Source organism: Oscillatoria nigro-viridis PCC 7112 (assembly GCF_000317475.1).
Taxonomy (GTDB): Bacteria; Cyanobacteriota; Cyanobacteriia; order Cyanobacteriales; family Microcoleaceae; genus Microcoleus; species Microcoleus nigroviridis.
Map to the genome: position 1 here is coordinate 5,250,648 of NC_019729.1, position 13,557 is coordinate 5,264,204.

At 45.5% G+C, this 13,557-nt stretch carries 12 protein-coding genes; 5 read left to right on the forward strand and 7 right to left on the reverse strand.

Features of this window, described 5'->3' with window-relative positions; all coding sequences use genetic code 11:
- Window positions 1–126 precede the first annotated feature (126 nt).
- Window positions 127–1,389, forward strand: coding sequence for a DNA cytosine methyltransferase (locus OSC7112_RS21920; RefSeq protein WP_015177958.1), 1,263 nt, complete (start codon window positions 127–129; stop codon window positions 1,387–1,389).
- Between the two features lie 183 nt (window positions 1,390–1,572).
- Here OSC7112_RS21920 and OSC7112_RS21925 read toward each other — a convergent pair whose 3' ends face one another.
- Window positions 1,573–1,791, reverse strand: coding sequence for a chemotaxis protein CheW (locus OSC7112_RS21925; RefSeq protein WP_041623357.1), 219 nt, complete (start codon window positions 1,789–1,791; stop codon window positions 1,573–1,575).
- 143 nt (window positions 1,792–1,934) lie between these two features.
- Here OSC7112_RS21925 and OSC7112_RS21930 point away from each other — a divergent pair, with 143 nt between their 5' ends.
- Window positions 1,935–2,279: a BON domain-containing protein gene (locus OSC7112_RS21930; protein ID WP_015177959.1), complete on the forward strand. Its 345-nt coding sequence runs from the start codon at window positions 1,935–1,937 to the stop codon at window positions 2,277–2,279.
- Window positions 2,280–2,520: 241 nt separating this feature from the next.
- On the forward strand, window positions 2,521–2,892 hold the full coding sequence (locus OSC7112_RS21935; protein WP_015177960.1) for a DUF4278 domain-containing protein: 372 nt from the start codon (window positions 2,521–2,523) through the stop codon (window positions 2,890–2,892).
- A gap of 120 nt (window positions 2,893–3,012) precedes the next feature.
- Here OSC7112_RS21935 and OSC7112_RS21940 read toward each other — a convergent pair whose 3' ends face one another.
- From OSC7112_RS21940 to OSC7112_RS21960, 6 genes are all read right to left on the reverse strand, one after another.
- The gene (locus OSC7112_RS21940) at window positions 3,013–4,194 is read right to left on the reverse strand and encodes an RtcB family protein (RefSeq protein WP_015177961.1); all 1,182 of its coding nucleotides are present in this window, start codon (window positions 4,192–4,194) and stop codon (window positions 3,013–3,015) included.
- 337 nt (window positions 4,195–4,531) lie between these two features.
- Window positions 4,532–5,656, reverse strand: coding sequence for a hypothetical protein (locus tag OSC7112_RS21945; protein WP_015177962.1), 1,125 nt, complete (start codon window positions 5,654–5,656; stop codon window positions 4,532–4,534).
- Between the two features lie 508 nt (window positions 5,657–6,164).
- Window positions 6,165–7,289 (reverse strand): hypothetical protein, encoded by a 1,125-nt coding sequence (locus OSC7112_RS21950; protein ID WP_015177963.1) that lies wholly within the window; start codon window positions 7,287–7,289, stop codon window positions 6,165–6,167.
- 481 nt (window positions 7,290–7,770) lie between these two features.
- Window positions 7,771–10,998, reverse strand: a complete 3,228-nt coding sequence (locus tag OSC7112_RS21955) for an efflux RND transporter permease subunit (protein WP_015177964.1) — start codon at window positions 10,996–10,998, stop codon at window positions 7,771–7,773.
- Window positions 10,999–11,209: 211 nt separating this feature from the next.
- Window positions 11,210–11,344, reverse strand: coding sequence for a hypothetical protein (locus OSC7112_RS41880; protein WP_263053540.1), 135 nt, complete (start codon window positions 11,342–11,344; stop codon window positions 11,210–11,212).
- A gap of 129 nt (window positions 11,345–11,473) precedes the next feature.
- On the reverse strand, window positions 11,474–12,076 hold the full coding sequence (locus OSC7112_RS21960; RefSeq protein ID WP_015177965.1) for a thioredoxin family protein: 603 nt from the start codon (window positions 12,074–12,076) through the stop codon (window positions 11,474–11,476).
- A gap of 179 nt (window positions 12,077–12,255) precedes the next feature.
- Between OSC7112_RS21960 and OSC7112_RS21965 the strand changes: the two genes are divergently transcribed.
- Both OSC7112_RS21965 and OSC7112_RS21970 read left to right on the forward strand, forming a co-directional pair.
- Window positions 12,256–12,660 (forward strand): NIL domain-containing protein, encoded by a 405-nt coding sequence (locus OSC7112_RS21965; RefSeq protein WP_015177966.1) that lies wholly within the window; start codon window positions 12,256–12,258, stop codon window positions 12,658–12,660.
- 64 nt (window positions 12,661–12,724) lie between these two features.
- A complete protein-coding gene (locus tag OSC7112_RS21970) occupies window positions 12,725–13,168 on the forward strand; it encodes a hypothetical protein (RefSeq protein WP_015177967.1) in 444 nt (147 codons plus the stop codon).
- Window positions 13,169–13,557 lie beyond the last annotated feature (389 nt).

Here is a 13,557-nt window from a genome sequence, read left to right on the forward strand (position 1 = left end):
GTATTGAAAGGTTATGTATAAACCCGGTTCCTTGGTGGCTCGCTCGCGGACAAACCCACGATTTATTACCAGAAACGCGGTTGATTTCCTTAATTTCTATTAAAGCAACTTTGTTATTGAAATGTTATGCCAAGCAATCGGAAAAAGCGACCGATCGCTGTTGATTTATTTGCAGGCGCGGGCGGCATGACCCTGGGCTTTGAACAAGCAGGTTTTGATGTACTTGCATCAGTCGAAATTGACCCTATTCACTGCGCCACACACGAGTTTAATTTCCCGCTGTGTTCTATTCTTTGCAAAGATGTCACAGCGCTTACGGGTTCAGAAATTCGGAAAAAATCGGCGCTCGGGCGGCGCGAGATAGACGTAGTAATCAGCGGTTCGCCCTGTCAAGGATTCTCCATGATGGGCAAGCGCGATGTGGACGACCCGCGAAATTCTCTAATCTTTCACTTTCAGCGCTTAGTTTTGGAGCTAAAGCCCAAGTTTTTTGTAATGGAAAATGTGCCGGGAATTGCATCAGGAGAACACAAAGAACTCCTGAATATTTTAATTAGCTCTTTTCTGAAATGTGGCTATAAAGTAGAAGAAAATTATCAAGTTCTCAATGCTGTTAACTATGGAGTACCGCAAGCTCGCAAACGATTGTTTTTGATTGGGTGCAAAGAAGGTTATGAGCTACCAAAATACCCTCAGCAAACTACTATACTGCCTAAAATTAAAATTCCTAAACGCTATAAAAAAATTAATTTACCTGCTGTCCCGACAGTTTGGGATGCGATTGGAGATTTGCCGGATGTGGACAACTACAGCGAGTTGCTGCACCGAGATTGGGTAATCGCGGAATACGGAAAGTGCAGCACTTATGCGAGTATAATGCGCGGAATAGATGGTTTGGATGATGATTATTCCTACGATCGCGAGTACGATCGACAAATCCTCTCTTGTAGTTTGCGAACTAAACATTCTCAGGAATGTATGGAAAGGTTTCAGGCGGCCAAACACGGCGAAAAAGAGCCGATCAGCCGTTTTTACAAGCTTCACCCCGACGGAGTTTGCAACACTCTCAGGGCGGGAACCGACAGGGCGAGGGGGGCTTATACTTCGCCGAGACCGATTCACCCGATCGCCCCTCGGTGCATTACAGTCAGAGAAGCTGCGCGGCTGCATTCCTATCCTGACTGGTTTAGATTTCACGTTACAAAATGGCACGGTTTTCGCCAAGTCGGAAATTCTGTACCGCCGCTATTGGCTAAAGCTGTTGCAGCGCAGATTATTAGCGCTTTGGGCGTGATAGCAATTAAGCCGAGTCTCAAGCTGACATGGGGAGATGATTCGTTGCTGAAGCTGAATTGGTCGGAAGCAGAACAATATTATCTAAAAAATTAAGCATTAGATTTAATTATCTCTAATTGGGAATTGGTGAATAGTAATTGGGAATTGGAAATTGGTGAGTAGTAATGGCGAATTGGGAATTGGGAACTGGGAATTGGGAATTGGTAAACAAGTAGTGATTTTTGCCTTTCATCTCCACACAGTGGGTTACAAAATCGCATCACTACTTATGCAGGGCTACCCCCAATTAAGCGCAGGGCAAAGTCCCTGTATCCGCGAACACAGTTCGATGACCAGCACAAGATGTCCTGGGTAGTTAAACAAACCGGGAATGTATTCCGGCGCGCTGTGCAGTTTTTTCAAGGTGAGAGTGGGGAGAGTGGGAACTATTTCGACTACTGGTGTGCAATCCAAGGTGTAGCGATCGTCATATACACAAAATAGCAAAATCAACATCTAGATATCATGGGAGATTTGAGATTGTGAAAGTCTACCGGAAAACATTTTGATAAATTTCGCTGAGTTTTGCAACAATTACGAGTCTTTTGGAATTCTAGAGCTATCTTGGAAAAAGTGTATTTTCAGGAGACTCAACTAATATGGGTTGGTTTAAAAGACTGTTCGGACTCGAAAAGCCTGAAGCCCCGGCTGAACCGATGGCACAAGTAGTACAGCAAGCAGCACAAGCGCAATCCATCGCTCCTGCTAAAGTCGGCCCAGACGGAAATTTTGACGAAAGCGGCCTCGCGAAGCGGGTGGCTTTAGCTTTTGACAGCGATTCAGAAGTTGCTGATATCGAGACAGTTTATGTAGCTCAGCTCAGCGGCACGGTTGTTCTCAAAGGTCAAGTTCCGAGTCAGGAAATTCTCGACAAGTTGGTGGCGATCGCCTCTGCTGAAGAAGGTGCCACAGGCGTGCAAACCGATCAGGTGACAGTCGGCTAGTTCTTCGGAACCGAAGCAGTTTCGCTTCGGGTGCTGCTCGAATCAGTCAAAAACTCGATTAAACCCGCTGCGGCGGGTTTTTTCTTGCCGTCTCCCTCAAAATATTAATTTTTGTAAACAAAACAGATTCATTTCAAAAAACAGTATAATTGAATACAGAAACTAAAAAGGTTTTAGCGAAAAAAAAGCAAACCTGACCTGACTGCCCTTTTTATCTTCATACATATAAGGATCAAAAGATATGAAACTCACTTATCGCGGCGTAAACTACGAGTACGACATTCCGACAGTAGATATGATCGAAGGTGAAGTCGCGGGCAAATATCGGGGCCAAAACTGGAACTATCGCTATCCGAGACACATTCCGGTGCCCCAAAAATACGGCGGCCCAAACCATACCAAAAAGCGAGATGCTCAAGCTGGCGATCGGGATGTCGCAGCAGCTCGCGCCTCAGCGGCGGTGGAATATTACCCAACAGTTGTGGAAGTGGCGCAAGTTCACCAGGCGAATATTTGCAATATTCTCGATCGTAGAAAGCAAGCAGCCAAAGCCAAGGGCGACGAAACACTGCTGCGCTTGCTAGAAATGGAGTCGAGACAGATGGTGTGTTAGAGACAAGCATCAGAAAACAAAGCGTTTGTCAAGAGGGGGGAAATCGAGTTAAGCTCAATTTCCCCCCTCTTCCCATAAAGCAATTTTTAGCTAAGTGAAGTACAAATAAACCAGTTTCTGTCACCCCTTCACGCAAACCACCTGCTTCAAAGTCGCCACAACTTCCACCAAATCCGACTGCTGACTCATCACCAGATCGATCGGCTTATAAGCCCCCGGAATTTCATCTAAAAATTGCTCATCTTTCCGGCACTCAACTCCCTCAGTCTGCCGCACAAAATCATCGAGAGTAAATACATTCTTCGCTTGATTGCGAGACATCAACCGCCCCGCACCGTGACTGCAACTACAGTAACTTTCAGCATTTCCCTTCCCTTTAACAATAAAAGATTTCGCCCCCATCGAACCCGGAATAATCCCGTAATCCTCTACATCCGCGCGCACCGCACCCTTGCGAGTCACATACACCTCTTCCCCAAAATGCACCTCTTTTTCCGCGTAATTGTGGTGGCAATTCACCTCTAATAACGGCTTAACAGATTTGCCGCCCGCAACGTGCTTTTCCACAATTCGCTTAAACCGATTCATCATTACATCGCGATTAAAACGAGCATAATCTTGCGCCCACTGCAAATCGTGCCAATAAGCCGCAAACTCCGGCGTACCCGCTACAAAATAAGCCAAATCTTTGTCAGCCAAACTAATTTCTGCCAGTTTAGCTAAATCTTTTGCAGTGTCGATATGGTGCTGTGCGAGCAAATTTCCAATGCCGCGAGAACCGGAATGCAGCATCAGCCAAACAAAGTTTTCAGTATCAACGCAAACCTCAATAAAATGATTGCCGCCGCCGAGGGAACCCATTTGTTTTAAAGCTTTATTATCTTGGTGCTGCACGCCTTGATGAAGTTCCTTAAATTCTCGCCATCCCTGCCAGTTAGTGACCGTTTTTTCTACTTCTTTATTTTCCGCAAATCCCACGGGAATTGCGGCTTCGATGTCGAGTCGAATTAGTTTGAGTTTCCCTTCTAATTTGTTGGCGGTGAAAGGCATTTTCACCGCCATCATACCGCAGCCAATATCCACGCCCACAGCAGCCGGAATAATCGCTTCTTTTGTGGCAATTACTGAACCGACTAAAGCACCTTTTCCTAAATGTACGTCGGGCATTAGGGCGACGTGTTTGAATACAAAGGGCAAAGATGCTACGTTTGCGGCCATCTTGGTTTCTTTTTCGCCCAGGGCGTGATTTGCCCAAGATAATACTGGTTTTGGGGTTGATATGTCTAATTTTTCGTAGGGCATTTTTGTTTAAGTTTGTTATCTTGTAGTATTATTGTAACATAATAATGCGATCGTGTCAAATGCACCTGACTGACTAATTTTAGTAGGGTGTGTCAGCTTAACATCAAATGCAGCACCGATATTGTTTGTGAGTCCGACAGTCCGACAGGGAATGAATTCCCTGTCTCATAGCAAAAGTCCTCTGAAAGAGGACTAAAATCGATCGCACTTCCCGTCAAAATCTACAGTCGGTTTTAACCGACTTTCGCTATGAGGCAGGGGTTTCAACCCCTGTCGGATTCTGGGAAAGCGAGTGAAAAGCTAACACGGCACAAGAAGCGTTTTGTATTAAAAATCCTTAAGAAATGCCTAAAGATTGAATGAATAATTTACTGTAGGGTGCGGATTGTTGTACCTTCGCCAGCGAACCAAACAGTTCTTTTCCCCCGAAGGTAACTAATGTCTTCTGTTTAGAGCGAGGTTCTTGAGTGAGGATTTGTGAATGAACGGACAGAATGCTATCTGAATCCCAACGATAGAAATAGTGCAAGTCGCCGCAAAGCCCTTCTTCAACATCCTTGAGAGTAGGGTAAAGTTCTTTACACGAGCGCGGTTCATGACCGCTTAAAATTAGTTGATCAGATATTTCCATTTTGTTAAGATCGATTAGATACATGAGCCCTTCATCAGTATTAACTAGAATGCGATCGTCTGAAAGGTAGCACATATAGCTACCAAAACCGTCACTCAGCCCAGGCCAAGGCCATTCGCATATTCCCAGTAGATTGCGGTCAGGAAAACTGAATCGGCTGATTTTTCGGCCGCAATCATGTACTATTAGAAATTCGCCACCAGCAGGGTGAAATTCTGGAGGCCCCATGTAATCATCGGCACAGAGAACCTCTACGGCATGAATTGTCATACCATCATCATAAAGCCAATAGATTTGCGATTCGCCCTGACCCTCGGTAGTCCAAACAGCTAAAATTTGATTTTCTGGGTGTCGTTGAAACAAGAATCCACGGCCATAAAAAGGGTCTTTGAGCCTAATTTTTCGCTGGATATGCCATGAATTAGTATCGCGAATTTGAATCTCGACTTCCTCGCCTTCAATTAATTTGATACACCAAAAATGCACGCCGTCTGCATCAAACCAGCAGTCCATAAATCTATTGTTGCTATACGAAAACTTAACAGGAGGGTTAGGTAAGAGTTCTTCAAAGAGGATCTGGTTTTCTGCTGTCACAATTGCTAAGTGATTGCCATTTGCCATAATTGCTGCCAGCAAATCGCCTTTGAGATTAAGGGCTAAACAGCTAATTTCGTCGGGAAGCTGGTATTCGTATTTTGGCGACAAGTTGCGATCGCGCACGGTAACTTTGTTGTCGCAGCTTGTTGCAAAAGCCCACTCGGAATCAATTCGTTGATTTATGTGTAAGATACTGTCATCAATTTGTATTTCATGTTTTGGTAAAATCAGCATAAAGATATTTCAGCGTAGATAGGCTCTATTTTAACTGAAATCTTGCAGCATTTATCGTAGGGTGCGTCAGTCTGGAATTGCTTTGGGGAGTCAGAGACTGTTTACTGACGCACCTTACCGACTAATTATCGGCGCGTCAACTTAACATCAAATGCAGTACCAGTATTGTTGGTAAATCCGACAGTCCGACAGTCCGACAGGGAATGAATTCCCTGTCTCATAGCAAAAGTCCTCTCAAAGAGGACTGAAATAGATCGTATTTTTCCTCAAAATCTACAGTCGGTTTTTAACCGACTTTCGCTATGAGGCAGTCCGACAGGGAATTCATTCCCTGTCTCATAGCAAAAGTCTTCTAAAAGAGGACTAAAATCCCTCGCACTTCCCCTCAAAATCTACAGTCGGTTTCAACCGACTTTCGCTATGAGGCAGGGGTTTCAACCCCTGTCGGATTGTGGGAAAGCGAGTGAAAAGCTAACACGGCACAAGAAGCGTTTTGTATTGAAAATCCTTAAGAAATGCCTAAAGATTGAATGAATAATTTACTGTAAGGTGCGGATTCTTGTACCTTCGCCAGCGAACCAAACAGTTCTTTTCCCCCGAAGGTAACTAATGTCTTCTGTTTAGAGTTAAGTTCTTGACTCGGCAGTTGTGAGTGAACGGAAAGAATCCTATCTGAATCAAATCGATAAAAACAGTCCAAGTCGCTGCAACGCCCTTCTTTAACATCCTTGAGATTAGGGTAAAGTTCTTCAGAAGGACGGGGTTCATGACCGCTTAAAATCAGTTCATCTGATATCTCCATTTTTTCAAGATCGATTTGATACATTATCCCTTCATTAGTATTAATCAGAATGCGATTGTCTGATAGGTAACATATACAATACCCAAAACCATCATCCGAATCAGGCCAAGGCCATTTGCATTGACCGAGGAGATTGCAGTCAGGAAAACTGAACCGACTGAGTTCTCTCTCAGAATCATCTAGTACCAAAAATTCGCTACCTGCAGGGTGAAATACTGGAGGACTTGTGTCCGCCAAACACGCAACCTCTACGGCATGAATTTTGATACCATCATCATAAAGCCAGTAGACTTGCTGTCCGTCCTGACCGGCAGCAGCCCAAATAGCTAAAATTTGATTTTCTGGGTGCGGGTGAAACGAGAAGGAACTCCATCCAAAAGGGTCTTTGAGCAAAAGTTTTCGCTGGATTTGCCATGAATTGGTATCGCGAATTTGAATTTCGACTTCTTGAGCTTCAATTAATTTCATGCACCAAAAACGCAAGCCGTCTGCATCAAACCAGCAATCCTGAAATCCATTCTCGTTATAATACTTAACAGGAGGGTTAGGTAGCTGTTGTTCAAAAACTAGCTGGTTTTCTGCTGTCATAATTGCTAAATGATTGCCATTGGCCATAATTGCTGCCAGCAAATAGCCTTTGGGACTGATGGCTAAACAGCTAATTGCGTCGTCGGGAAGCTGGTATTCGTATTGTGGGGAGAAGTTACGATCGACTAAAGTGACTTTTTTGCTATCGCAACTTGTCGCAATCGTCCACTCGGAATCAGTGCGTTGATTTATGTGTGAGAACGACCAGTCAATTTGTTTTTCATATTTTGGTAAAATCAGCATAAAGATATTTCAGCGTAAATAAGCTCTATTTTAACTGAAATCTTGCAGCATTTATCGTAGGGTGCGTCAGTCGGGAATTTCTTTGGGGAGGGAGTCAGAGACTGTTTACTGACGCACCTTACCGACTAATTATCGGCGCGTCAACTTCACATCACATGCAGTATCGGTATTGTTGGTAAATCCGACAGTCCGACAGGGAATGAATTCCCTGTCTCATAGCAAAAGTCCTCTCAAAGAGGACTGAAATAGATCGTATTTTTCCTCAAAATCTACAGTCGGTTTTAACCGACTTTCGCTATGAGGCAGTCCGACAGGGAATTCATTCCCTGTCTCATAGCAAAAGTCCTCGCTCAAGAGGACTAAAATCCCTCGCACTTCCCGTCAAAATCTACAGTCGGTTTTAACCGACTTTCGCTATGAGGCAGGGAATTCATTCCCTGTCGGATTGTGGGAAAAGCGCGTATTTGCTGGCACTAAATTATTACAAATTCGCATTCTTTCTCCCCGCCTTCTGCACGGGAATAGCCACCACCTGCGGTTTCTTCTTCGCTGCAAACATCCCGAAGAAATCGTGCAGCAAAATATAGAAACAGGGAATAATAAACAGCGTCAGCAGCGTCGCCAGCGACAAACCGGAAAACACCACCACACCCAGCGGTTGCAAGAATTCCGAACCGTCTCCAATGCCCAAAGCTAGGGGGAATAAACCCAAAACTGTGGTAATAGTTGTCATCAAAATCGGACGCAAGCGCTGAGGTGCCGCCCTGAGAATTGCTGTGGTGCGATCGACCTTTTCATCTTCCAGAATTTGGTTCGCCAACTCCACCATAATAATCGCATTATTTACCACAATTCCCACCAGCAAAATCGCCCCCACAATCACCGTTGCGCCGATCGCAGTTTTAGTCGCATACAGCCCGAAAATCCCCCCAGCCAAAGCCAGCGGCACCGTTAACATAATCACCAGCGGATCGACAAGCGAATTGTACTGCACCGCCATCACCACAAATACCAAAAACGCCGCCAAAGATCCCAAAACAATCAGCGAACTTTGCAATTCCCGGTTAGTTTCCGCCGCAGAACTCGGTATAACTCGCACTCCTGGTGGCAATTTGATTTCCGACAAAACTGCATCCACTTGTTTCAAAGCCTCGCCCAAACTCGCGCCCTTATTAACATTCCCAGCAATCAGGAAAACTTGGCGCTGGTTAAGCCTTTGAATTTCCCCAGGCGCTTTTCCCAGTTCAATATTCGCCACATCGCTCAAGCGGATAATGCTGTTATCCCTAGCAGTTAAAGGGATAAATTTTAGTGCAGAAATCGATTGAACAGAAGCGCGATCGAACTGTACCCGCACATCAACCAAACGGTTTCCCCGCTGCAATTGCGTGGGAACAGAACCTTGAATTGCTGTCTGAATCGCCTCTCCGATTTGCCTCGCATTCAACCCGTAGATTTCCGCTTGTTCCCAGTTGGGGCGAATCTGCACTTCCGGCTGCTGCGGGTCTGCATCCGGGCGAAAAGTAGCTAAAGTTACCTTCCGATCCAAAGTTGCCAATATCTCGCGGCCTGTTTGCTGCAATATTTGTTCGTTTTCGCCCTGAAGCAGGACATCAACTTCAGCGCCGCGCACTGGCGAATTAGTTAAGATCAAACCCCGCACATTTTCTGGATTCAGGCGCAAACGGGTATTTTTGGGCAAATCAATTTTTTTATTCAATTCTTGCGTAACTCGCTGCACAAAATTCAATGTATTGGTGCCAGGTTTCAGCGTAATGTTGCAGCCGCCGCGCAGCACATTCTCAACCGTATTGTTGCCGAACAACAGCCCGCCCACTGTCGTCAAAGTGTACAGAGTTTCTGGTTGGCTGAGGATAATTTTATCCGCTTCTGCCATGATTTTTTGGTTGGTTGCCAAATTTGTGCCGGCAGGAAACAAAGCAAACAATCTCGCTTGACCGGTGTTAATTCTCGGCAATATTTCCTGGGGGATTTGACCGGCCATCAGCCAACTGCCGCCGCCCAATCCAATAATTGCTACTGCAATGATCGTCAACCGCCACCGCACTATGCCCGATAAAAATTTACCGTAACCGGCGGTAGCATTGGTAAAAGCTCGATCGAATGCGCGCAGCGGCCAAAACTTGCTCAAACCGCTGGATACCCGCAGCGCTAGCAGTCGAGAAGCCATCATCGGTACAACTGTCAATCCGACAATCAGAGAGGCGGCGACGGAAAAGGTGATGGTGAGAATTAATTCGTTGAAAAGCAAGGAAACTAAGCCGCCTATTAGCAAAAATGGCAGTACGGCAACTAAGTTAGTCATGGTGGAAGCAAATAAAGCTGATTCTAATTCTTGGCTGCTTTTTTCTGCTTGCTGAATCAACTGCTTGTTACTTAAACGCTGCTTGCCGTTGGCACTGTTTGTATTGCTGGTTCCTTCGACAATATTCTCCAGCATCACGATCGAGTTATCGACCACAATTCCCACACCCAGCGCCAAACCGCCCAAACTGAAAACGTTCAGAGATAGGCCAAAAACTCCCATCAGGATAATCGCCATTAAAGTTGCGAGGGGAATTGCCAAGACAATAATCAAAGTTTGGCGCAGGGAAGCGAGGAACAGCAAAACAGCAGCCCCCGCTAAAACAGCCCCGGTCAAACCAGAAAATAAGACGTTGCTAATAGAATCGCGGATGAACTTAGACTCGTCGAAGGTATTGACGATAGTCGTGCCTTCGGGAATTGCCCCGGATTCTTTTAATTCTTCTAGCCGCTTTTTGATGCCGTCTACAACTGAGATTGTATTCGCGTCCGGCTGCTTTTGAATGCTAATTTTTACGGCTGATTTCTGATTGAGAAATACTTTAACTCGTTCTTCTTCTGTACCGTCAATTACCCGAGCAAAATCGCGCAAAAACACTCGTTTGGGCGGATTAGAACCCGATGCTTGAAAAGAAATTTCCTGAATTTCTTTTGCATTCCGAAACCGCCCGACGGTGCGGGTTAAAGGTTCCGCTGCTTCTTGCCGCAGCCGCCCGCCGGAAGTGTCGAGGTTGCGGGACTCGAGCGCTGATAAAACGTCGGAAATACTGACACCTAAAGATTGCAACCGATTTAAGTCAATATTTACTTGAATTTCTTCTTGCACGCCGCCGGCAACGTCAATTGCTGCGATTCCTGGAATTACGTTTAATTCTCTGGATAATTCTTCGTCGGCAAATACGCGCAAATCCACTCCTTGCAAGGAGTTGGAAGTGAGGGCAAATTCGTAAATCGGCTGCTGGGAAGGGTCAACTTTGAAGAGAGTGGGCGATTCAACTGTATCGGGAAGTCGGTTGCGGATGCGGTTGACAGCGGCGGTGGCGTCGTTGAGAGCCTGGTCGATGTTGCCCCCGGGTTTGAAGAATAAATCGACGCTGACTTGTCCTTCGCGAGTCCGCGAGAAAACTTGCATGACGCCTTCAGTGGCGGAAAGTCCTTGTTCGAGGGGGCGGGTAACTTCGTCTATTGCTACTTCTGGGGAGACTCCGGGGGCGTTTAAGCGCACGCCAATCCGGGGATAGGTGATGGAGGGCAGCAAGTCAACGGGCAGTTGGGTGATGTAGAAAAAGCCCACGATTATAATAGCAAGTGTCAGCATGAGGGTGCCGATGTGGCGGCGAATGGCCGTCGCGCTAATACTGAATCCGGGTTTGTCGGGGGTCATTCGATTTTAGATTTTAGATTTTAGATTAAAGAATTGAAAAGTTTACCCAGTCAGTCACCCTACAAAAAAATGAATCGGGGCGCTGGCAACCAAATTGTTTTCGGTCAGGCTGTATTTTGTATCGGGATTGAGAGAATATTTACGCTCCGCACCTGACAAGTAGTATAATAAATTTTAATAAATTGTCAAAAATGTTTTTTTGAATATTCCTTTAGAGGTAGTCGATCGCCCAAAACACAGATTGGCAGAAATTGCGAGGGGCTTTTGAATCTCTGTAAGTTACCGCAATCAGGAACAGGCAAGATGCCTGTTCCACAACAAATAAACTTTCTCGCTTCACAGGCATCTTGCCTGTTCCTAAAGTCTTCTTCCCTCTTCCTTCTTGCTGACATCCGTTACATCAGTTACCGAACTTCCTTCTTGTTGACATCCGTTACATCCGAAGAAAGCGAATCCGTTGCCGAACTTCCTTCTTTTACTGTACTTGAGAGCCGTGGGCGCGGGGGTCGGAGCTACTTGTTTTCACAGGCCCTGTGGGGGGAGTAAAATTAGAAACTTGACCTCCCGCTTGGACGTGTGGCAGAGGTTTTCCTGCAATTAAAGCTTCTAAGTTAGCTTCCATAATACTGCGCGGCATTTCGCCCATCGTTTCAGCAACGGCACTGCCTTTATCGTTCAAATAGACAAAGTGCGGGATGCCATCTACTCGATATTTGGTAATTTCTGGCAGCCATTTGTCATTGTCTACATTCAGCATCACAAAATTTAGCGGTTCGGCATATTTCTGTTTGATGTCCCTCAGATCGTTAGCCATTGCCTGACAGCTACCGCACCAATTAGCATAAAATTCCATGAGGGTCGGTTTGCCGTTTATCAAAGCTGTTTCTAATGGCGTTGAAGCTTTTGCCATATCGGTGAGACTGCTTGACGGCGTTTGGGTTTGCAGCCCGAGGAAGATGGATATTGACAGCACGATCGCTGCTAACACGATCAATAAATTTCTGAGGCGCGTGGCGACTTTTGTTTCGGGATTTTTGGCTGCGGGGACGACTGTTGACTTGGGGGAATTCTGAGTCATAAAATAAGTTGCGCTTTGATTTTTATGTTTTTATTTTAAATAATAGTTTCAGATTATACCACATTTTGAGATAATCAGACCCATCTCATGAAAATTTGTGCTAAAGGCAGTAATTTAGATCGAGTGCGCTAAAACATAAGATAACAAAGATTGTTTGTAAATTACCGAGGACTTGCAGGGTGAAAAAACGGGTAACACTGACGTTTCCCCAACGATCGATCCAAATGCCTGTCACCTATCGACTGGCAAAGGATTTTAATGTTGCAGCCAACATTATCCGCGCTCAGGTGGCTCCGAATCAAGTGGGCAAACTGGTGTTAGAGTTATCAGGGGACATCGACCAACTAGAAGCGGCGATCGACTGGATGCGATCGCAAAATATCGGCGTTTCCCTAGCCAGTCGGGAAATACTCATAGACGAAGATATCTGCGTTGACTGCGGTTTGTGTACGGGGGTTTGCCCGACAGAAGCCTTGACCCTTGACCGAGAAAGCTTTAAACTAAGTTTTGCCCGATCGCGGTGTATCGTTTGCGAGCAGTGCATCCCTACCTGTCCGGTCCAAGCTATTTCTACTAACCTCTAGACCCGGTAGAAACTCATCGGGATCGTCATCTCTTTTTGCCCGGTTCTCCTAATTGTGTCATTGGATGAAAAAAAACTCTTGGGTTTCCCTAACTCTACTTTTTGTGACTTATTTCACTTTGGGCTGGAAATTATCTGAGTTTGATGTTCCCCCCCACCTGACTTGGTTTCTAGCCATAGCTTCAATTTTAGTGTTGGCTGTCGGCTTGTCGTTCCCTCTGAGAGACATAAAAGCCTTAATTCTGCGGTGGTTTTCGAGTGATATCGGTGCTTTTCTTTCTATTATTGTAGGAGCTTTTGTGGCAGTGGTAATTTTTGCCTGGATGCACCTTTTTGCTACTTGTTTACTCTTGATTTCAGCCGGAGCTTTGGCAAGACTCGATATTCAAATGTCTGGTTGGAAGAATTGGCGGGCTTTTGCGGTATTAGCTACCATTTCTTTAACAGGTGTGGGGTTGGGCGGAGCGATCGAGTTTTGGCTAAAGACAGGCAGGCTCGTATTCTCTTAATGAGGAACGGGAAATTCATCCAACCAAATTCTATAACTCGCAACGGATATTTAGCCGAAAACGATCGGATCGCCCATCAATAAATACAGCTTATTTTTTTTCAATCCCCCACCCCCGGATTAATTCCCCCTTCCGCGCCGCAATCATAGCTGTTTTCAAGCCTCGTGAGGTACAGCTTGTCAATGGCCGATTCCCCGTTGCGCGTTACTAATTCCCGATTACCAATTACCTACAAACCTGGAATGGAACTGAAAATCCCTAGGGCAGTATTGAACTGTAGCGACTGTTGCTCAAAATGTTATTGCCAAGAGCCCGCAAGTCCCGCAGCCAAAAACTAGATCGCAATAAAAAAGCAGCTTTAGGGAGCTGCTAGTCAGAATGCATGAGGT